We start from the raw sequence: 22,274 nt of genomic DNA on the forward strand, positions 1-22,274 counted from the left end.
GATGTCTATCTCTAGTTCATACGCTTTTTATAGGAGAGAAAACAAATGCGAGTAAGAGACTTATCAGTTGTGATCATGGTAATCATTATAGTAGCCGCACTTATCATTCCTTTTCCAGCATGGCTACTTAGTATATTAATAATGATTAATATTACTTTAGCTCTAATTGTTTTGCTTACTTCGATGAACATGACTGAGCCACTGCAATTTTCAGTTTTCCCGTCATTATTATTATTATTAACTTTATTTCGCTTAGGATTGAATGTTTCAACTACCCGCTCCATTCTTACACACGGAGAGGCTGGAGGAGTAGTTGAGACCTTTGGTACTTTCGTTATCGGTGGAAATGTTGTTGTCGGACTTGTTGTGTTTTTAATCCTTGTCATCATTCAGTTTATCGTTATTACAAAAGGGGCTGAACGTGTTTCTGAGGTTGCAGCACGTTTTACTCTCGATGCAATGCCAGGTAAACAAATGAGTATTGATGCCGATCTGAATGCTGGTATGATTTCTGAACAGGAAGCTCGTTCAAGAAGGGAAAAGGTTGGCAGGGAAGCTGATTTTTACGGTTCAATGGATGGGGCAAGTAAGTTTGTCAAAGGGGACGCAATTGCTGGAATTATCATTGTCATCATCAACCTAGTATTCGGTATTATTATTGGAATGACGCAACTTGGATTACCAATCGGTGAAGCAGCACTAAAGTTTTCATTATTAACGGTTGGTGATGGTCTAGTCAGTCAAATCCCAGCTTTATTAATTTCTACGGCAACTGGTATTATTGTTACGAGAGCAGCCTCTGATGGCAATCTTGGAAGTGACATCATTTCGCAATTATTTGCTTATCCGAAAATGCTCTATGTAACAGGTGGAACTATATTAATGTTTGGATTATTTACACCAATTAGTAATTTTTTAACAATGCCAATCGCTAGTCTTTTATTTTTTGGTGGTTATATGATTACTCGTTCCCCTGAAATTGATAAGGAACTATTGCCGGAAATGGATGAGGATTTAGAAACAGGTGAAATGAAAAGTCCTGAAAGTGTTGTAAGTTTATTAAATGTCGACCCTATTGAATTTGAATTTGGTTATGGGTTAATCCCGCTGGCTGATGCGAGTCAAGGAGGAGACCTGCTCGATCGAATTGTTATGATTAGAAGACAACTAGCAATTGAACTAGGACTTGTTATCCCTGTCGTAAGAATTCGTGATAACATCCAGCTCCAGCCAAATGAATACCGACTCAAAATTAAAGGGAATGAATTGGCTCGTGGGGAGCTTCTGCTTGATCATTACTTAGCAATGAGCCCAGGAATTGAGGATGATTCAATCGAAGGGATTGACACAATCGAACCATCATTTGGACTTCCGGCGAAATGGATTACAGAAGATATGAAGGAACAGGCAGAAATATTTGGCTATACGGTAGTAGACCCACCTTCTGTCGTGTCGACTCATATTACTGAGATAATTAAAGGGAATGCCCATGAACTACTTGGCCGTCAAGAAACAAAGCAATTAATTGATCATCTAAATGAAAGCTATCCGATTCTTGTTGAAGAGGTTACACCGAACCCACTAACTGTAGGAGAAGTTCAAAAGGTACTTGCAAAGCTGTTAAGGGAAAATGTATCAGTTCGTAATTTACCAATCATTTTTGAAACTTTAGCGGATTTTGGAAAAGTGACGAGTGATACTGATTTATTGACAGAATATGTTAGACAGGCATTGGCTCGCCAAATCACCAATCAGTTTTCACAATCAGGTGATTCATTAAAAGTTGTCACCTTATCGGGAAAAGTTGAGAAGCTTATAGCCGATGGAATCCAACAGACTGAGCATGGGAATTATTTATCAATTGATCCTGGAGCTTCGCAGGAAATTTTAGAATCAATTGCTTCGCAAGTTGAGCAATTGTCACTTATTGAACAAACACCGATCGTACTATGTTCTCCAGCAGTTAGAATGTATGTACGTCAGTTGACAGAAAGGTATTTTCCACAAATACCAATCCTTTCTTACAATGAGCTTGAAGCGAACGTTGAAGTTCAAAGCGTTGGGGTGGTGAATATTGGGTGAAGGTAAAAAAATATGTCGCTTCATCAATGGGTGAAGCGATGAAGCAAATTCGTTCTGAGCTAGGTAGCGATGCTGTCATTTTAAATTCTCGTGAAGTTTTTACAGGTGGTTTACTTGGCTTTTTTAAAAAAAGAAATATTGAAGTTCTGGCTGCTATTGACGAAAAGCCGAAACAACAGCAAGTACCAATAATAAAACAAAAGCAAATAAAGCCTTTAGAAGCAGCCCCATTGTTACAAAAGGAAAAAATATTAGAGCTAAAGGTGAACGAAGCTAAGCAAAAGCCTCCTAAAGAGGTAGTAAAAGAATTAAATGAGTTAAAAAATATGATTCGAAATTTGTCTACAACGAATCATACTGCAACACCATCATACCCAACGGTTTTGCAAATGCTGCAAAAAATATTGACTGATCAAGAAGTGGAGCAGTCAATTCAAGAATCCATTTTAACAACCCTATTGGAGAAATGGTATGTTGGTGGTTCGAATGCTTCGATCGATGAAGTGTATGGATGGCTTGAAAAAGAACTCGCTCAACGAATTGCACATATTCCATTCGGAGGTATTTCTTTTTCGAAAAAATTCGTAAATGTTGTCGGTCCTACAGGTGTAGGCAAAACAACAACATTAGCAAAAATTGCAGCGGAGTGCGTCATTACTCATAAGAAAAAAGTTGCCTTTATTACAACAGACACATATCGGATTGCTGCCATTGATCAGTTGAAGACATACGCGAAAATTTTAAATGTTCCTATGGAAGTGTGCTATTCAATTGATGATTTTAAGAAAGCTACGCAGGATTTTAGTGATTATGATGTCGTTTTAATCGATACTGCTGGAAGAAATTTTCGCAACAAGCAATATGTTGAGGATCTAAAGGAAGTTATCGATTTTGAACATGATATGGAAACTTTTTTAGTTCTTTCATTGACCTCAAAACAACGAGATATGGAAGATATATTTAATCAGTTTTCACTTATTCATATTGATAAATTTATTTTTACAAAAGCGGATGAGACGTCTAGTTATGGATCTATGTATAATATGCTCACAAAGTATAGTAAGGGTGTTGCATACATGACAAATGGACAAAATGTTCCAGACGATATGGTTGCAACGAAACCTAATATAATTGCAAAAATGATTATTGGGGTCGAATAGGATGAAAGACCAGGCAGAAGACTTAAGGTTAAAATTAAGTATGACGAAGAAGGCAAGTGAAAAACCAATTGGATCCCCAAAAACTGTAGCAGTAGTAAGCGGGAAAGGAGGAGTTGGAAAATCAAATATTTCTCTTAGTTTTTCTCTTTCATTAATCCGAAAAGGATATAAAGTTTTATTATTCGATATGGATTTGGGAATGGGAAATTTGGATATCTTAATGGGCAAATCATCAGAATATTCAATTGTTGATTTCTTTGATGGGAAAACGTCATTACGAGAAACCATTATGATGGGGCCAACTGGACTTAAATATATCGCGGGAGGCTCTGGACTTAATCATTTAGTTGGTCTAGATGATCAGCTTGTTGAAAAATTTACGAACGAACTTTATGGACTTTTTAAAGAATACGATTATGTCATTTTTGATATGGGTGCTGGTGTTACGGAAGGAACATTAAAATTTATTTTAGCTGTTCAAGAAATTATCGTCATAACAACACCGGAACCGACTTCGCTGACGGATGCCTATGGAATGATGAAGCATATTCATTTAATGGATGATACAATCCCTTTCTATATTGTCGTCAATCGAATACAATCGCCTAAAGAAGGGCAGCAAACGTATTCCCGCATTTCTAAAGTGATGAAGAATTTTTTAGGAAGAGATTCAGTTCATTTGGGGGCAGTGCCCGATGATCGTATCATTCAACAAGCAGTGAGAAAGCAAATTCCTTTTGTCCTTTTTAATGAGAAAGCTCCAGCTTCAAAGGCTATAGCAGACATTACTGAACGGTACGAACAGAGACAATTCAATGAAAAACAAACCGAAACAGGCTTCCGCTTTATTTCTAAACTAAAGCAATTTCTCTTCGAAAGGTGAGATTCAGCATGAAGAAAATAAATGTGCTTGTCGTCGATGATTCGGCCTTTATGAGAAAGCTTATTTCTGATTTTTTATCAGAAGATCCCCAGATTAAAGTAATTGGAACAGCTAGAAATGGGGAAGATGGAATAAAAAAATTAAAGAATTTAAAACCTGATGTTATTACGATGGACGTTGAAATGCCTGTCCTAAATGGGTTGGACGCTCTAAAATACATTATGGAAAATCACCCGATTCCGATTGTTATGCTTTCAAGTACGACGAATGAAGGGACAAATGATACATTAACAGCCATTCAAAATGGCGCAATTGATTTCATCGCTAAGCCATCTGGTGCTATCTCTTTAGATCTACATAAAATTAAAGAAGATTTGATTAGGAAAGTGATTTCCGCAAGCAACGTAAATAAAAAACAATTGATTAATTTATCGACTAATCAAAATTTAACTGTCAAACAGGATGAAAGTTATAGTAAAATAGGGCTAGAGAAATCTTCCAGTCTTTCTAATAAAGTAGGAAAAAATCATCATCTGAATAAGCTAGTATGCATTGGTACATCAACTGGAGGACCAAGAGCGCTTCAAACAGTACTTACGAAGCTTCCTGCCAATATTGATGCAGGGATTCTAGTCGTTCAACATATGCCAGCTGGGTTTACTAAGTCATTAGCGGTTCGTTTAAATTCATTATGTGAAATAAGAGTGAAAGAAGCTGAAGACGGTGAAGTTGTTCAAAAGGGCACTGCATATATTGCCCCAGGTGGTTACCATCTAAAAATACAACAAAAAGGTAATAATTTAGCTATCCATCTTGATCAGTCTGAGGCAAGAAACGGTCATAGACCAGCAGTTGATGTCATGTTCGAATCAATTAGCGAAGTAAATGGTTATGAGAAAGTAGCAGTCATTATGACTGGCATGGGCTCAGATGGGGCATACGGTCTTAAAACGCTGAAGAAAAATAGCGATGTTAAGGCAATAGCTGAGTCACAGGAGACATCGATTGTATATGGAATGCCTAAAGCTGCAATTGAAACAAAATTAATCGATGAAATCCAAGATGTTGATAACATTGCAAGATCAATTTTGAAATATGTTTAAATGCGAGATACATGCATTAGCCATATTATTGATTACCGAAGGGTGTGAAGCTCATGGATATGAATCAGTATTTAGAAGTATTTATCGAAGAAAGTAAAGAACATCTACAGTCATGTAATGAACAGCTTCTTGAATTGGAGAAAAACCCAGAAGATATCACAATTGTTAATGAAATTTTTCGTTCTGCACATACACTAAAAGGGATGTCTGCAACGATGGGGTATGAGGACTTAGCAAACCTAACCCATAAGATGGAGAATGTACTTGATGCCATTCGTAATCACAAGATTAAAGTTAACCCTGAAATTTTAGATGTTGTTTTTCTTGCGGTTGATGATTTAGAAGCAATGGTGCAATCAATTGCAGATGGTGGCGATGGAAAAAGAGATGTATCAGCAGTAGTCGAGAAATTATTGTTGATTGAAAAAGGTGAAAGCCCGATTCAAGCATCGGCGAAATCAGAAGTTGCTGCTGCAGTAGAAGTTCAAACGACAGCAACGAAAAGTAAATATGATGAATTTGAGTTCACCGTTCTTCAACAGTCTAAAGAACAAGGATTTGAAGCGTATGAAGTAAGCGTCTCTTTACGAGAAGATTGCTTATTAAAAGCTGCAAGAGTATTCATGGTGTTCGAAATATTAGAGAAGATAGGTGAGGTAATTAAAGCAAACCCACCTGTGGAACAACTCGAAGAGGAACAATTTGATCAGGAATTTACGGTCACAATTGTTTCAAAGGAATCTAGAGAAGATATTCAGAAGAAAGTAATGAAAGTTTCCGAAGTTGATAGAGTTGATGTGACCAATTTATCATTAGAGGATCTACGCCATTCTGAAAATGAGGACGTAGAAAAAATGGTTTCAAATGATCATGTTGTAACGGAAACGATAGAAATTGATAAAGATAAGGATAATGAGCAAGGAGAAAAGAAATCAGCAACTTCGACAAAACACTCAAGCAGTAAGACAATACGTGTCAATATTGAAAGATTAGATATTCTTATGAATTTATTCGAAGAATTAGTCATAGACCGCGGTAGACTTGAACAAATTTCAAGAGATTTGAATAATCAAGAGCTACACGAAACGGTAGAGAGAATGTCAAGAGTAACTGGTGACTTGCAAAATATTATTTTGAATATGCGCATGGTCCCAATTGAAACTGTCTTTAATCGCTTCCCACGGATGGTCCGTCAATTAGCTCGTGATTTAAATAAGAAGATTAATCTCGAAATCGTCGGTGCAGAAACAGAATTAGACCGGACGGTTATTGATGAAATTGGTGATCCTCTTGTCCATCTAATTAGAAATGCGTTAGACCATGGGGTTGAAACACCAGAAATAAGGAAAGCAAACGGGAAGAATGAAGAAGGAACAGTCATTCTGACAGCTTATCATAGCGGAAATCATGTATTTATTGAAATTGAAGATGATGGTGCTGGAATTAATAGGGAAAAGGTACTTGCCAAGGCTTTAAGTAAAGGTATTGTCACAGAGCAAGCTGCTGCAACAATGACAGATAAACAAGTGTACGAGTTGATCCTTGCATCTGGTTTTTCAACGGCAGATAAAATTTCCGATGTGTCTGGCCGTGGAGTAGGCCTAGATGTTGTAAAGAGCACGATTGAATCGCTAGGCGGATCAATCTCCATTGATTCTAAACTTGGTCATGGCTCTATTTTCTCGATTCAATTGCCACTGACATTATCAATTATTTCTGTCATGCTTACTGAAATTCATCAGGAAAAATTTGCAATACCGCTTTCATCTATTATTGAAACGGCTATTGTAAAGAGACAGGATATTTTAAATGCACATAATCAAAGAGTAATAGATTTTAGAGGTAAGGTTGTTCCACTTTTATTCTTAAATGAAATTTTTGAAGTACCAGGAATAGTTGAAGAAGATGAATTTTACTCCGTTGTTATTGTCAGAAAAGGGGATAAAATGGCAGGGCTTGTTGTCGATTCCTTTATTGGTCAGCAAGAAGTTGTATTAAAGTCATTGGGGAATTACTTAACAAATGTTTTTGCAATCTCCGGTGCGACAATCCTAGGTGATGGCCAAGTAGCGTTGATTGTGGACTGCAACGCTTTAATCAATTGATAATGCTAAAAGGAGTGTTTCAGCATGACTGATACAATTGCTTCAAATATTAAATTTATTGTTTTCCAATTAGTGAATAAAGAATATGCTATTCCGGTTCATCAAGTTCAAGGAATTGAGAAAGTTGAACATATTACGAGAGTTCCTCGCACAGAAAAGTTTGTAAAAGGAGTTATCAATTTACGTGGGGTCATTACTCCTATCATTGATCTTAGGAGCAGATTTAATCTTGAGGAAGAAGTGTATTCTGAAAGCACTCGCGTGATTATCGTTGGATTTAATGATTTAGAAGTGGGATTTATTGTTGATTCAGCAAATGATGTTATCGATATTCCTTCCAATGCGATTGAACCTACTCCAGAAGTTGTTGGTGTTGAAGAAGCTGAATATATTAAAGGTGTAGCCAAAATTGGAAAAAGATTGTTGATTTTAATTGATCTTGAAATGATTCTAAATACTGAGGAACAACTTAGTAAACTAGGAATTGAAGGGTAAACGAATGGATTTTTTTAATAGAATTTCATCGATTCATCTTGATATTTTGAAGGAAATTGGCAATATCGGTGCAGGAAATGCTGCAACGGCCCTATCAAAATTATTAAATAAAAAAATAGATATGAAAGTTCCAGATGTGAGAATTGTTTCATTTGATGAAATGATGAATATAACAGGTGGCGCTGAAAATGTTGTTGCAGGTGTGTTTTTAAGAATTGAAGGAGAGGCACCTGGAAGTATGTTTTTTGTATTGCCAATTGAACAGGCCACAAAGTTTATCCAAGAAATGATTGGGGATGAGAGCTTTAACTTAGAATCTCCTCCCTATAATGAAATGGGTTTATCAGCTTTGCAGGAATTAGGAAATATTCTTTCCGGTTCTTACCTGTCATCATTATCTGACTTTACGAATCTTTCGTTATATCCGTCAGTCCCTGAGATAAGTATTGACATGGTAGGCGCTATCATTAGCTATGGTTTAATTGAACTTTCACATGTAAGTGATTATGCAATTGTTATCGATACTGCTTTGAATGAAGGCGAAATTATTAATAAAGAGAGTGTTAAGGGACATTTCTTCCTTTTGCCTGATCCAGAGTCGTTTGATACTATTTTCAAAGCCTTAGGGGTTATTTAGTAATGATCGATGTTAAAGATGTCATTAAAGTCGGAATTGCTGATATGAATATTGTCAAAACACCGAATACGATTAGAACCTCTGGATTAGGTTCATGTGTAGGCGTCGTTGTTTATGATCAAGGAAAGGAATTAGCAGGTTTAGCGCATGTAATGCTTCCTGACTCATCATTAGCAAAAGCAGGTATGATTAATATCGCAAAATATGCTGACACGGCCATCAAGGATTTAGTAGCTAGATTGATTCAACATGGTGCAAGATCTTACTGTTTGAAGGCAAAAATTGCTGGAGGAGCTCAAATGTTTCAGTTTTCTAGTACGAATGATATGATGCGTATCGGTCCGAGAAACGTTGAGGCTGTTAAGGCTGAGCTTGCCCTATTAAAGATTGCAATTATTTCAGAAGATGTAGGTGGAAATAGTGGAAGAACTATCGAATTTAACCCACAAACCTCCATTTTGCAAATTCGTACAGTTAATAAAGGAATTCAAGAAATTTAATATCATTTAGTAGAATGCTTGCATTATAATAAATGGCAATAGAATGAAATTTTGGATTTAATTGAATACGGTTTAAAGGCACAGGAAGAAATGAAATTTAGCCTTTCGCGAATGCCTCAGATTTTTTCATTTGTTAAAAATAAAATCTGAGTGCAGTTTCGCTAAGGCAAATTCAAGATTTTGAGGGGGATGGCAATGGCACAGCAAACGCTTGAGGAACAATTGTATTGGCAAAATTGGGTCGACTCTCGCGAGGCTCAAGCGGGTAACTATCTTGTGAAAAAGTACATGCCTCTCGTTAGTTATCATGTCCAGCGCATCGCAGTCAATCTTCCACGAAATGTGTCAAGAGATGATTTACGTAGTCTCGGATTGATCGGACTGTATGATGCATTGGAAAAATTCGATCCTAATCGCGATCTGAAATTTGATACTTATGCTTCATTTCGTATTCGTGGTGCCATTTTGGATGGTTTAAGAAAGGAAGATTGGTTACCGCGAAACACACGTGAAAAAGCAAAAAAAATAGAAGTAGTGATTGAAAAACTAGAACAGCGTTTAATGAGAAACGCCACCATTCAAGAAATTTCTCACGAGTTAAATATGAGCGAAGAGGAAGTTCAATCTATTATGAATGAACATTTCTTTGCTAATATTCTTTCTATCGATGAAAAACAAAATGAGCAGGATGATAAAGAGGGACACTCATTTATTATTAAGGACGATCGAGCGGAAATTCCTGATGAAAAAATTGCGAAGGATGAATTAATTCGCGAAATGGTAGAACTGATTTCTCTATTAAATGAAAAAGAGCAGCTTGTTATTAGTTTATTTTATAAAGAAGAATTAACACTTACTGAAATTGGACAAGTTATGAACCTTTCAACCTCTAGAATCTCACAAATTCATTCTAAAGCCATTTTCAAGCTAAGACATGCTTTGGAAAAGATCGTTTAGAAGTTCTCAAACTGAAAGAGGGGATTAAAGATGGAGGAGCATTTTCGAATCAGTATTTCTCAAGATCGTTTATCTGCAAAAATAGATTTAATTAAAAAAATTGAGCCGGAATTTTCATTTACGGTCAATGAATTAAATGAATTCCTCAAGAAGGAAAAGATTACTTTCGGGCTTAAAGAAAATCGATTGGCAGAAATTTGTGAGAATCCTAATTCTAATGCGTATCCAGTTATTATTGCTGAAGGATCTGCAGTAAAAAATGGGGTAGACGCTTATTTAGTAAATGAAGTTCGTTTTGATAAAACAGAAAAAAGAGAGAAGTTTAATTTTCGCAATGTATTAAAAATCCCATCGGTCAAAAGCGGCCAACTACTTGCTTCTATAATTCCTCCAACTCCAGGAACAGATGGTACCGATGTGACTGGGAGAAAGATTCCTGCCAAAAACGGTAAACAACTAAAAATTCGTCCAGGTAAAAATGTTATTGTAAATGGAGAAAATTTTTATTCAACATCTGACGGACAACTAAGTGTAACGAACAAGATGGTTTCTGTAAATCCAGTCTTTGAGGTAAATGGAGATATTGATTTAAAAACAGGGAATATCGATTTTATCGGAAATGTAGAAATTAGAGGTAATGTCCCAAGCGGCTATGAAATAAAAGCCGGAGGTGACATAAAGATTTTCGGTTTAGTTGAAAGCGCAACCATTCATGCTGATGGTAATATTGTAATTTCTGGTGGGGTAACAGGTGGTAATAAAGGAAGTGTAACAGCTGGTGGAAATATACAGGCTACCTATTTAAACCAAGCTATTGTTCGGGCAGGCCAAGATATCATCGTAGCTAGTTCGATTTTGCATAGCAAAGTCGAGGCTGGTGGTTCAATTTACTGCAATAATGCGCTTGTAATTGGTGGTGTATTATTAGCAAACGGTAATTTACACATAAAAGATGTAGGGAATCATTTGTTTACAAAAACTGAATTGAAAGCTGGATCCGACACAACATTAACTGAAAAAGAACATGAGCTGAAAAAACAAAAAGCTATTCTTTCTGATAATGTATCAAAACTAACTGGTATTGAGCAAAAGATATTACAAATAGGGAAATCTACTGGGAAATTAACAGAAGAACAGAGAACTCTCATTCTGAAACAGCAAAAAACAAAGAGACATCTCCTTGAACAAATCCAAGATATAGAGGACGAACTTGAAGAAATTGAAGCTGAAGTAAATGAAAAGCAAGATACTTCCATTTATATATACAATATTATTTATCCGAATTCATCCATTCAATATGGGAAATACACGAGACAAATTCAGAAGGAATTTTCGAATGTGCGTTTTTATTTTTCAAATGGAGAAATTCTCTTTTCTCCAATTTAATATTATTATGAATTTCTGCATTGGATAAAGGATGTGAAAGTGATGAGTTTGAAATCGATTGAAATGCAAGTTGCTTTACCAAGGACGATGGATGTTGGGAAGATTCAAGAACAACTGCAGCAGCGTGGGCAAAATATGAATGATTTTGCGACAATGCGCAACCAAAAGGAAGACGAACAAAAAAGAACATCAGTCATAAAGCATGAGCAAAAATCGAACGTAAAGCTTTCGCAAGAGGAAAGAAATAATAATAAGAAAGAGCAAGAAGAGCGAGAAAATAAACAAATGAAAAAAACAAAGGATATCAATGACATGAAAGAGAAGCACCCTTATAAAGGCAATGTTATTGATTATAGTGGATAGAGGGATTTTATGACCACTTTTCTAGTCGGAATAAGTATACTATTAAATATTTTAGCTTTATTTGCTATTGTCGTTTTATTTTTAAGACAAAACAGGCTTATTCAGGTTGAACAAAAACAGGAAAAACTGATTACCGAAATGGAAGAAATTATTTCGAACTATTTAGTTCAAATGAAAGAAGAAAATGAAGATTTCATTAATCGCATAAAAAAAATAGATGCAGAACCAAAACGAACAGAAGCCAGGGTTGACAATGGTGGAGAAATGAAAGGAGTAAATCCAAATCCCCAATCAAACGAGACTGGTCTGAATATTCGAACTGGAAAAGTACACGTACACAAAGCAGTTCATGCTTATAAGCAAAATGTACGTGCTGCAAATACGCAGCCACTTGAAGAGGAAAGTATTGAGCTGCCTCCACTTGAAAATAGGATTGAAAAAACAACACACTCACCTTTATCCGAAGAAAAAAATAATGATATTAATCGTAATGAAACAATTGGACGGCTTGAAGAGCAATCTTTATTAAGCCAAGTACTTAACTTAAGGAAACAAGGTTTATCAGAAGAACTAATTGCTCGAAAGTTAAACAAAGGAAAAACAGAAATTGCACTTTTATTGAAATTCAACCAAAATAAATAGAAACCGCTTGAATGTCAGGTGGGATTATGTTATATTAACAAATGGTGTTATTACACACGCTTATTGATTTAGTCGGATGGTGCTGAATGACTCAGTCCCGATTGAAAATGATATAAGCGGAGGAAATCAAACCATTAGGAGGAAAAATCATGTCAGTCATTTCAATGAAACAATTACTTGAAGCTGGTGTACATTTCGGTCACCAAACTCGCCGTTGGAACCCTAAGATGAAAAAATATATTTTCACTGAGCGTAACGGCATTTACATTATTGACCTTCAAAAAACAGTTAAGAAGGTTGAGGAAGCTTATAACTTCGTAAAGGAGCTTGCTGGTAACGGTGGGACGATCCTTTTCGTAGGTACGAAGAAACAAGCACAAGATTCTGTTAAGGAAGAAGCAATCCGTTCAGGAATGTACTATGTAAACCAACGTTGGTTAGGTGGTACTTTAACAAACTTTGAAACAATTCAAAAGCGTATTGCACGTCTAAAAGATATTGAAAGAATGTCAGAAGACGGAACATTTGAAGTACTTCCGAAAAAAGAAGTTGTACAACTTAAAAAAGAACAAGAACGCTTAGAAAAGTTCTTAGGTGGAATTAAGGAAATGAAGAGTCTTCCTGACGCTTTATTCATCATTGATCCACGTAAAGAGCGTATTGCTGTAGCGGAAGCACATAAATTAAACATTCCAATCGTAGGTATCGTTGATACAAACTGTGATCCAGATGAAATCGATGTTGTGATTCCTGCAAACGACGACGCAATTCGTGCTGTAAAACTATTAACAGCAAAAATGGCAGATGCGATACTTGAAGCAAAACAAGGTGAAGAAGTAACAACTGCTTAATAAAAAGCGAAAACGCCTTCGGAACAATCAAAGGATCATTGTTCCTGCGATGACGTTCGCAGAAATATCCTTTGTGTGACGGTTTTCTAAATACTTTTTCAATAAAGAAGGTGATAAGAGGGAGCACCCTTTATCACCTTTTTTTAAAGGTTTGCTTGCAACGATACAGGGAAAGATAAAAATACATAGTTCAATACAAGGAGGATTTCAAAATGGCAGTTACTGCACAAATGGTTAAAGAACTTCGTGAAAAAACGGGTGCTGGGATGATGGATTGTAAAAAAGCACTTCAAGAAACAAATGGTGATATGGAAAAAGCAATCGACTTCCTTCGCGAAAAAGGGATTGCTAAAGCTGCTAAAAAAGGCGATCGTATCGCTGCTGAAGGTCTTACTTCCGTTAAAGTTGATGGAAATGAAGCGGTAATACTTGAAGTAAACTCTGAAACAGACTTTGTTGCTAAAAATGAAGGGTTCCAAACGCTTGTTAAAGAATTAGAGGACCATTTACTTTCTAATAAGCCTGCTTCTGTTGAGGATGCTATGGGTCAAACGATGGCAAACGGCACTACAGTTGAAACATATATTAATTCAGCTATTGCAAAAATCGGAGAAAAGCTTACTTTACGTCGTTTTGAAATTAAAACAAAAACGGATAACGATGCATTTGGTGCGTACTTACACATGGGTGGACGTATTGGTGTGTTAACCGTAATTGAAGGAAGCACTGATTCTGAAGCTGCAAAAGACGTAGCTATGCACGTTGCTGCTTTAAACCCTAAATATGTTTCACGTGATCAAGTTTCTGCAGAGGAAGTTGAGCGTGAGCGTGAAGTATTAACTCAACAAGCTCTTAATGAAGGAAAGCCTGAAAATATCGTGGCTAAAATGGTTGAAGGACGTTTAAGCAAGTATTTCGAAGATGTTTGTGTGAATGATCAGCCATTTGTTAAAAATCCTGATCAAAAGGTTGGAAAGTTTGTTGAATCTAAAGGTGGAAAAATTCGTGAATTTGTCCGTTTCGAAGTAGGAGAAGGTATTGAGAAACGTGAAGATAACTTTGCAGAAGAAGTAATGAGCCAAGTTAAGAAATAATTAGAAATTTATTGTCTTTTATTCAGGGAACACAATGTGTTCCCTGTTTTTCAAAGACTTTTTATCGTGTCTACTTTTTTCGAAAATACATATGGAGGTTTTTATGAGCAGCCCTAAATACAAACGTGTTGTCTTAAAGTTAAGTGGAGAAGCTTTAGCAGGAGATAAAGGCTTCGGTATTAATCCAGCTGTAATTAAATCTGTAGCTGAACAGGTAAAAGACTTAGCCGAACTAGATGTTGAAGTTGCCGTTGTAGTCGGCGGCGGCAATATTTGGAGAGGAAAAATCGGCGAAGAGATGGGCATGGATCGTGCTACTGCAGACTATATGGGCATGCTTGCGACTGTCATGAATTCGTTGGCGCTTCAAGATAGTTTGGAGCAACTAGGAATTGAGACAAGAGTACAGACTTCTATTGAAATGAGACAAGTAGCAGAGCCTTATATACGCAGAAAAGCGATTCGTCATCTTGAGAAGAAGCGTGTCGTCATTTTTGCAGCAGGCACTGGAAATCCTTATTTTTCAACAGATACAACAGCCGCTTTACGTGCTGCTGAAATTGAAGCGGATGTCATTTTAATGGCAAAAAACAATGTTGACGGCGTGTATTCAGCAGACCCTCGTGTTGATAAGGATGCGAAAAAATATGACGAGCTTTCATATTTAGATGTGTTGAAAGAAGGGTTAGCCGTTATGGACTCGACAGCCTCGTCTTTATGTATGGATAATGATATACCATTAATTGTATTTTCAATCATGGAAAAAGGAAATATTAATCGTGCTGTAATGGGTGAAACAATCGGAACCATTGTGAGGGGGAAAAAATAATGCCAAAACAAGTTATTGCAAATGCAAAGGACAGAATGACGAAAGCAATTCAAAGCTATACACGTGAACTAGCTGGAATCCGAGCAGGCAGAGCAAATGCATCTTTACTTGATCGAATTTCAGTCGAATATTATGGTGCTCCTACACCAATTAACCAATTAGCCGGAGTTTCTGTGCCAGAAGCGCGTCTTCTTGTTATTCAACCATATGATAAATCTATTCTTGGAGAAATTGAAAAGGCTATTCTTAAATCTGATCTTGGCTTAACTCCATCAAATGATGGGAACATTATTAGACTTTCAATTCCTCAGCTTACTGAAGAGCGTCGAAAAGACCTTGTTAAGCTTGTTAAAAAAGAGTCGGAAGAAGCAAAAATTGCTATTCGCAACATACGTAGAGATGCGAATGATGATTTAAAGAAACTTGAGAAAAATGGTGAAATTACTGAGGATGACTTGCGTGGTTACACAGAAGATATTCAGAAGCTAACGGATGAACAAATTACTAAAATTGATTCAATTACGAAAGATAAAGAAAAAGAAATACTAGAAGTTTAATTATGATTTAAGGAAGTAAATAAGGAATGTGGATATTGACCCTCTATGAATAGGGGGTTTTTTAGTTAAAGTTGTAATACAAACTGATTGTCTATTCTTATTTTTCTAGTATTCACATATTCTTTTATAGAGATATATTGGAATGTTTTTGGTATGATAATATCATGCGGAATTTGGAAAGTCATCACAGCTTTTCTGTTGTCTAGCTTCGGCGGCTAGGAGCTCGATGTCTTTAGCCATGCTGTCAAGAAGGCTAAAGAACAGTATTCTCGTCAGCCTGTCTTAAGCTTGTCGCCCCTTAGCAAGCCGCTTCAGCTTATCTTATAATCGGAGGTAAGATTACCTATTCTAAAGGAGCAGTCTTATGTTAAATAAATTGAAACGATGGAAGAATGGAATTAGCTCTTCCGATCTCCGAGAAAAAATATTAAAGATTAAAGAACAAGAAATTCCTTCACACATTGCAATTATTATGGATGGTAATGGTAGATGGGCAAAAAAAAGAGCATTGCCAAGAGTAGCTGGACACCATGAAGGAATGAAAATTGTTCGAAAAATAACGACTTTGGCAAATGATTTAGGTGTTAAAACATTAACGCTATATGCTTTCTCGACTGAAAATTGGAAAAGGCCGAAAGTGGAAGTAGATTTTTTAATGAAACTTCCTGAAGAATTTTTAGGAACTTTCCTTCCTGAATTAGTAGAGGAAAATGTGAAGGTGCAAATGATGGGCTATAAAGAAATGCTTCCATCACATACGAGAAATGCAATCGAAAAAGCGATGTCAGACACACAAAATAATACTGGTCTTGTTTTGAACTTTGCGCTTAACTATGGAAGTAGAGCAGAAATTATCGAAGGGATCAAACGTGTCTTAAATGATTGTAAAAGTGGTATAATGAATGAAAATGATTTAGATGAAGGAACTTTTTCCTCTTATTTAATGACAGATGGACTTAAGGATCCTGATTTATTAATCCGGACAAGCGGTGAAATTCGCTTAAGCAACTTTATGTTATGGCAGCTAGCTTATACAGAATTTTGGTTTACCGATGTATTATGGCCTGATTTTAGTGAAGAACATTTTGTTGAAGCGATAGAAGAATTCCAGCACCGCCAAAGACGGTTCGGAGGAGTTTAACTTCATCCAGCTGAAGTTTTGCACTTTTATAAGTGGTAAGATGAATGTAAGCATGCAAACAATTCAGATGGGTTCAAACCTCGGCTGAATAAAGTTAAAGCCTCCGGCGGATGTCACAGATTTTGAATAAAGCCTTTTAACAGGCGAAAGAAAAATCTGGGCGCAAATTCGCCAAGTCGAATTTGATCAAAGGTGATGAAAACTAAATGAAACAAAGAATTATTTCAGCGATCGTATTCGGTGCAATTTTTCTACCTATATCCATTTATGGTGGGATTCCTGTAATCATACTAGGTTATTTAATAGCCTCAATTGCACTTTATGAACTATTGAAAATGCGCAAGCTAAGCCTTTTTTCTGTTCCAGGGTTTATTTCCTTATTATTATTATGGATATTTTTACTGCCTAGACAGTTTCAAGCAGTGCTAGAAACCCTTCATTTTACGAAAATCGAATTCGTTTTGCTAGCAGTATTATTATTTTTAACATACACTGTGGCGACAAAGAATAGATTTGATTTTGATGATGTTGCGTTTTCTGTATTATCGATTTTATATGTTGGGATTGGCTTTTACTATTTCATCGAAACAAGAGAAGCGGGTTTAGTTTATCTTTTTTATTCAATCTTTATTATTTGGGCAACAGATTCTGGGGCCTATTTTATCGGTCGTGCGATAGGAAAAAGAAAGCTTTGGCCAGAAATAAGCCCGAACAAAACGATAGAAGGTTCTTTAGGTGGAGTTGTTTGTGCTCTTATTGTAGCTTTTCTATTTAGTACATTTACAGATATTGAAGCTTCTTTCCTGCAATTAGCCATTATCACAGTGATCCTTTCTATTTTTGGACAAATTGGCGATTTGGTTGAATCAGCGTTAAAGCGTCATTATGATGTGAAAGATTCAGGAAATATTATGCCAGGTCACGGTGGAATGTTAGATCGTTTTGATAGCTTATTATTTGTTTGGCCACTATTGCATTTTATTTATTTATTATAAGTAAACTGTTTTTTTCAACAGGAGTTGAATGTAATGAAATATATTAGTTTAATGGGTGCTACTGGTTCGATTGGAACCCAAACACTTGACATTATAAAGCAACATCCTTCTGAGTTTAAGCTTGTTGCTTTATCAGTTGGTCAAAATATTGAGCTTACGAGAAAAATAATCCATGATTTCCAACCAGAGCTCGTCTCAATTGCAGAAAAATCACTAGCAGATAAACTTAAAGTTGAATTTCCACGGATTCAATTTATGGATGGAAATGATGGATTAATTGAAGTAGCTGTCTATCATAAGGCAGATATATTAGTAAATGCAGTAACTGGCAGCATTGGTCTTATTCCGACCTTACAGGCGATAAAAGAGGGGAAGACGATCGCTATTGCGAATAAAGAAACTTTGGTAACAGCGGGTCATCTTGTTATTGAGGAAGCAAAACGCCATAAAGTCTCTTTACTTCCAGTTGATAGTGAACATTCAGCTATTTTCCAAGCATTACAAGGAGAAAAGCAAAAGAATATTGATAAGCTAATATTAACAGCTTCAGGTGGCAGCTTTAGAGATCGAAGCCGCAAAGAATTAGAAAATGTGACAATTGAAGAAGCCCTAAACCATCCAAATTGGTCAATGGGTGCAAAGATCACAATTGATTCTGCGACCATGATGAATAAAGGGCTAGAAGTTATTGAAGCACATTGGCTTTTTGCTGTTGATTATGAAAAAATTGATGTATTATTGCATAAAGAAAGCATTATTCATTCGATGATTGAGTTTCATGACAGCAGTATGATTGCTCAACTCGGAACACCAGATATGAGAGTACCGATTCAATATGCTTTGTCATATCCTGATCGGCTTCCATTACCATCAGCAAATCATTTGAATTTAGCACAAATAGGTACACTTCACTTTCAAGAAATGGACCTTGAACGTTTTCGTTGCTTAAAGCTTGCTTATGAAGCAGGGAAAGCAGGCGGGACGATGACGACTGTCCTAAATGCTGCAAATGAAGCTGCTGTTGCCGCTTTTTTAAAAGGAAAAATTAGTTTCCTGCAAATTGAAGAACTAATTGAGCGAGCATTGAGTGTTCACACAAACATCATTAGTCCAAGTTTATTTGACATTCAAGAAGTAGATATTGAAACGAGATCATTTATTCATTCACTTGTTTAAATGCTTTTCAGTAATGAACTAAGTGAAATAGGTTAGCTTTCATCTCGCTCTTCGTTCGCACTGAAAAAAAGTTAAGACCCTTGGCATTCCCTATAGATATTTGTAGGAAAGCTAATAAAATCAGGACACTCACATGCCAAGCTTGATATTAGTGTTCAAAAAGGTGGTTATATTTTGAGTACAGTCATTGCGTTTATCATAATATTTGGTGCCCTCGTATTTTTTCATGAATTAGGACATTTTATATTTGCAAAAAGGGCTGGCATTCTATGTCGTGAATTTGCAATTGGCTTCGGTCCTAAAGTTTTTAATCATAAAAAAGGGGAAACTGTATATACAATTCGACTATTGCCAATAGGCGGCTTTGTTCGAATGGCTGGTGAGGACCCTGAAATGGTTGAAATTAAACCAGGTTTTCGCGTTGGCTTACTATTCAATGAGAAAAATGAAGTAAATAAAATAATTATAAACCAAAAGGATAAGTTTCCTGATGCAAGAGTGATTGAAGTTGAACATGCTGATATTGAACATGATTTAATTATGAAAGGGTATGTAGAAGGGGAAGATGAAGAAAAACTACAAACCTTTAAGATTAGTCCGAGTGCAGAATTTGTTGAAGATGGAGTCGAAACACTCATTGCTCCATATGATAGGCAGTTTGCTTCGAAAACACTTGGTCAAAGAGCAATGGCCATTTTTGCAGGGCCAATGATGAACTTTATCCTTGCATTTGTCGTGTTTGTGCTCATTGGCTTACTGCAAGGAATTCCTTCGAACTCACCTGTTTTAGGCAAATTGACTCCTGATGGAGCTGCCATTAATGCAGGATTAAAAGAAGGGGATATTGTTCAAAGTGTGAATAATGCTGAAATATCAACCTGGCCAGATGTTGTAGAAATTATTCGCCAAAACCCAAACAAAGAATTACAATTTTTCATTGAAAGAAATGGAGAAGATTTGACCGTCCCGATTACTCCAAATATGCAAATGGTTGATGGAAAAGAAACTGGCATAATTGGTGTTTATCAACCGACAGAGAAATCACCTTTAAAATCCATTACACAAGGTGCGAAAGAAACATATCTTTGGACAAAAGAGATATTCGTTATGCTCGGAAAATTATTAACTGGTCAATTTTCGATTGATGCATTGTCTGGACCTGTAGGGATTTATGTTTCAACAGACACTGTTGCAAAATCAGGAATTTTTTATTTAATGAAATGGGCAGCCATCTTAAGTATAAACCTTGGTATAATGAATTTGCTTCCTATTCCTGCTTTAGACGGTGGAAGACTAATGTTTTTTGCTGTTGAAGCTGTCAGAGGAAAACCGATTGATCGCCATAAAGAAGGTATGGTACATTTTATCGGCTTTGCATTATTAATGTTATTAATGCTCGTTGTAACATGGAACGATATTCAAAGATTTTTCTTATAAGTTATCTTTAGTTTTTAATTTGATATTTCATAGAAACGGGTCAATTTATCTTATGAGAGCCTTTATGTAAAAAGCAGCTTGAAAGATAAAGGTCCCGTTTTCTACTAAATCATATTATTTATACATAACGGCGAAATAAAAGTGATATTAAAAGAGGTGCTACTAGATGAAACAAAGCATGATGCTTATTCCTACATTAAGAGAAGTACCAGCAGACGCTGAAATTAAAAGTCATAAATTATTGTTAAGAGCTGGATTTATTCGTCAAAGTGCAAGTGGAATTTATAGTTATTTACCATTAGCGCAAAAGGTATTGCGTAAAATCGAAAACATTGTTCGTGAAGAAATGGATGCCGCTGGGGCAGTTGAATTGTTAATGCCAGCTATGCAAGCTGCAGAACTATGGCAGGAATCAGGTCGTTGGTATACATATGGTCCAGAGCTTATGAGAATGAAGGATCGTCATCAACGTGATTTCGTTATGGGGCCAACTCATGAAGAAGTTATTACAAGTTTAGTTCGTGATGAAATTAAATCCTATAAAAAACTACCGTTAACATTATATCAAATTCAAACTAAATTTCGTGACGAACAACGTCCTCGATTCGGGATTCTTCGCGGCCGTGAGTTTATTATGAAGGATGCTTATTCTTTCAGCACGACACAAACATGTCTCGATGAAATATATGAAAAAGTATATAATGCCTACTCCAATATTTTTACTCGCTGTGGATTAAATTTCAGAGCAGTTATTGCTGATTCAGGAGCAATGGGAGGAAAGGATACGCATGAATTCATGGTTTTATCTGAAATAGGAGAAGATACAATTGCCTATTCTGATACATCCAACTATGCTGCAAATATTGAAATGGCTCCCGTGATAACGAATCATGAGCAAAGTGATGAAGAGCTTAAAGAAATTGAAAAAGTTAAAACAGAGAATCAAAAAACAATTAATGATATCGCCTCATTTTTTAATATTACGGCAGAAAAATGTCTCAAATCTTTACTGTTCAAAATTGATGATAAATATGTATTAGTGTTAGTTCGTGGGGATCATGAGGTCAATGATGTTAAGTTAAAAAACTTATATGATGCAGATATAGTTGAATTAGCTAGCGCTGATGTTACGAAGGAAATTTTACATTGTTCAGTGGGTTCTTTAGGTCCAGTACATGTTGAGAATATTGATATTATCGCAGATGAGGCTGTTAAGTCATTAGTAAACGTTGTATGTGGTGCAAATGAAGAACATTATCATTATATAAATGTCAATCCAGAACGTGATTTTAATGTTAATCAATATGCGGACCTTCGTTTTATTCAAGAGGGGGATCTTTCTCCAGATGGAAATGGATCCATTCTTTTTGCGAAAGGAATTGAGGTTGGGCATGTATTTAAATTAGGAACTCGTTACAGTGAGGCTATGCAAGCGACATTCTTGGATGAGAATGGTAAAAGTCAGCCAATGATTATGGGCTGTTACGGGATTGGTGTATCACGTACGATGGCGGCTGTAGCAGAACAATTTAATGATGAGAACGGGTTAGTTTGGCCGAAAAATATCGCTCCACTCGATCTTCATTTAATTGCCGTTAATATGAAAGACGAAGCTCAAGCTGCTCTTGCAATGGAATTATATACAACATTAAAGCAAAAAAATTATGATGTGTTGCTCGATGATCGTCAAGAGCGACCTGGGGTTAAATTTGCTGATTCAGACTTAATTGGTTTGCCAATTCGCATAACGGTTGGAAAGAGAGCACAAGAAGGTATTGTTGAAGTGAAAGTTCGGAAAACCGGTGAAATGCAAGAAGTTCATAAAGATGAACTTGAAAATGTGATTTCAGCGTTATTCGCTTCACTTTAAAAAAAATGGAT

At 36.2% G+C, this 22,274-nt stretch carries 21 protein-coding genes; all 21 read left to right on the top strand.

What is annotated here, in order from left to right; all coding sequences use genetic code 11:
* Window positions 1-45 precede the first annotated feature (45 nt).
* The 21 genes from flhA (at window position 46) to KDN24_RS10580 (ending at window position 22,263) form a co-directional block, all read left to right on the top strand.
* On the top strand, window positions 46-2,082 hold the full coding sequence (flhA, locus tag KDN24_RS10480) for a flagellar biosynthesis protein FlhA (RefSeq protein ID WP_409974804.1): 2,037 nt from the start codon (window positions 46-48) through the stop codon (window positions 2,080-2,082).
* Window positions 2,079-3,242, top strand: coding sequence for a flagellar biosynthesis GTPase FlhF (flhF, locus tag KDN24_RS10485; protein WP_409974805.1), 1,164 nt, complete (start codon window positions 2,079-2,081; stop codon window positions 3,240-3,242). Before flhA ends, flhF begins: the two co-directional genes overlap by 4 nt.
* 1 nt (window position 3,243) lies before the next feature.
* On the top strand, window positions 3,244-4,125 hold the full coding sequence (locus KDN24_RS10490) for a MinD/ParA family protein (RefSeq protein ID WP_409974806.1): 882 nt from the start codon (window positions 3,244-3,246) through the stop codon (window positions 4,123-4,125).
* An 8-nt stretch (window positions 4,126-4,133) separates the two neighbouring features.
* Entirely contained in the window at window positions 4,134-5,228 is a 1,095-nt protein-coding gene (cheB, locus tag KDN24_RS10495; protein WP_409974807.1) for a protein-glutamate methylesterase/protein-glutamine glutaminase, read from the top strand.
* A 53-nt stretch (window positions 5,229-5,281) separates the two neighbouring features.
* Entirely contained in the window at window positions 5,282-7,333 is a 2,052-nt protein-coding gene (locus KDN24_RS10500) for a chemotaxis protein CheA (protein WP_409974808.1), read from the top strand.
* A 24-nt stretch (window positions 7,334-7,357) separates the two neighbouring features.
* Window positions 7,358-7,828, top strand: a complete 471-nt coding sequence (locus KDN24_RS10505) for a chemotaxis protein CheW (RefSeq protein WP_409974809.1) — start codon at window positions 7,358-7,360, stop codon at window positions 7,826-7,828.
* A 4-nt stretch (window positions 7,829-7,832) separates the two neighbouring features.
* Entirely contained in the window at window positions 7,833-8,465 is a 633-nt protein-coding gene (locus tag KDN24_RS10510) for a chemotaxis protein CheC (RefSeq protein ID WP_491348407.1), read from the top strand.
* 2 nt (window positions 8,466-8,467) lie between these two features.
* Window positions 8,468-8,965, top strand: a complete 498-nt coding sequence (locus KDN24_RS10515) for a chemotaxis protein CheD (protein WP_491348408.1) — start codon at window positions 8,468-8,470, stop codon at window positions 8,963-8,965.
* 195 nt (window positions 8,966-9,160) lie between these two features.
* Window positions 9,161-9,922 carry an RNA polymerase sigma-28 factor SigD gene (gene sigD / locus KDN24_RS10520; protein ID WP_409974811.1) on the top strand — a complete coding sequence of 254 codons (762 nt, stop codon included), beginning with the start codon at window positions 9,161-9,163 and terminating at the stop codon, window positions 9,920-9,922.
* 30 nt (window positions 9,923-9,952) lie between these two features.
* Window positions 9,953-11,308, top strand: coding sequence for a flagellar assembly protein A (locus KDN24_RS10525; protein ID WP_409974812.1), 1,356 nt, complete (start codon window positions 9,953-9,955; stop codon window positions 11,306-11,308).
* A 42-nt stretch (window positions 11,309-11,350) separates the two neighbouring features.
* The gene (locus KDN24_RS10530; RefSeq protein ID WP_409974813.1) at window positions 11,351-11,671 is read left to right on the top strand and encodes a hypothetical protein; all 321 of its coding nucleotides are present in this window, start codon (window positions 11,351-11,353) and stop codon (window positions 11,669-11,671) included.
* A 9-nt stretch (window positions 11,672-11,680) separates the two neighbouring features.
* Window positions 11,681-12,313, top strand: a complete 633-nt coding sequence (locus tag KDN24_RS10535; RefSeq protein ID WP_409974814.1) for a hypothetical protein — start codon at window positions 11,681-11,683, stop codon at window positions 12,311-12,313.
* A 149-nt stretch (window positions 12,314-12,462) separates the two neighbouring features.
* Window positions 12,463-13,164: a 30S ribosomal protein S2 gene (gene rpsB / locus KDN24_RS10540; protein ID WP_409974815.1), complete on the top strand. Its 702-nt coding sequence runs from the start codon at window positions 12,463-12,465 to the stop codon at window positions 13,162-13,164.
* Window positions 13,165-13,376: 212 nt separating this feature from the next.
* The gene (tsf, locus tag KDN24_RS10545; RefSeq protein ID WP_409974816.1) at window positions 13,377-14,258 is read left to right on the top strand and encodes a translation elongation factor Ts; all 882 of its coding nucleotides are present in this window, start codon (window positions 13,377-13,379) and stop codon (window positions 14,256-14,258) included.
* 103 nt (window positions 14,259-14,361) lie between these two features.
* Window positions 14,362-15,087: a UMP kinase gene (pyrH, locus tag KDN24_RS10550; RefSeq protein ID WP_409974817.1), complete on the top strand. Its 726-nt coding sequence runs from the start codon at window positions 14,362-14,364 to the stop codon at window positions 15,085-15,087.
* Window positions 15,087-15,644: a ribosome recycling factor gene (frr, locus tag KDN24_RS10555; protein ID WP_409974818.1), complete on the top strand. Its 558-nt coding sequence runs from the start codon at window positions 15,087-15,089 to the stop codon at window positions 15,642-15,644. Before pyrH ends, frr begins: the two co-directional genes overlap by 1 nt.
* 364 nt (window positions 15,645-16,008) lie before the next feature.
* Entirely contained in the window at window positions 16,009-16,785 is a 777-nt protein-coding gene (gene uppS / locus KDN24_RS10560) for an undecaprenyl pyrophosphate synthase (RefSeq protein ID WP_409974819.1), read from the top strand.
* 206 nt (window positions 16,786-16,991) lie between these two features.
* A complete protein-coding gene (locus KDN24_RS10565) occupies window positions 16,992-17,780 on the top strand; it encodes a phosphatidate cytidylyltransferase (protein WP_409974820.1) in 789 nt (262 codons plus the stop codon).
* A 33-nt stretch (window positions 17,781-17,813) separates the two neighbouring features.
* Entirely contained in the window at window positions 17,814-18,956 is a 1,143-nt protein-coding gene (locus KDN24_RS10570) for a 1-deoxy-D-xylulose-5-phosphate reductoisomerase (RefSeq protein ID WP_491348409.1), read from the top strand.
* Between the two features lie 174 nt (window positions 18,957-19,130).
* The gene (gene rseP / locus KDN24_RS10575; RefSeq protein ID WP_409974822.1) at window positions 19,131-20,393 is read left to right on the top strand and encodes an RIP metalloprotease RseP; all 1,263 of its coding nucleotides are present in this window, start codon (window positions 19,131-19,133) and stop codon (window positions 20,391-20,393) included.
* 166 nt (window positions 20,394-20,559) lie between these two features.
* Entirely contained in the window at window positions 20,560-22,263 is a 1,704-nt protein-coding gene (locus KDN24_RS10580; RefSeq protein WP_409974823.1) for a proline--tRNA ligase, read from the top strand.
* Window positions 22,264-22,274 lie beyond the last annotated feature (11 nt).

It is taken from the genome of Cytobacillus sp. Bva_UNVM-123, from assembly GCF_046351715.2.
Classification (GTDB): Bacteria; Bacillota; Bacilli; order Bacillales; family Cytobacillaceae; genus Cytobacillus.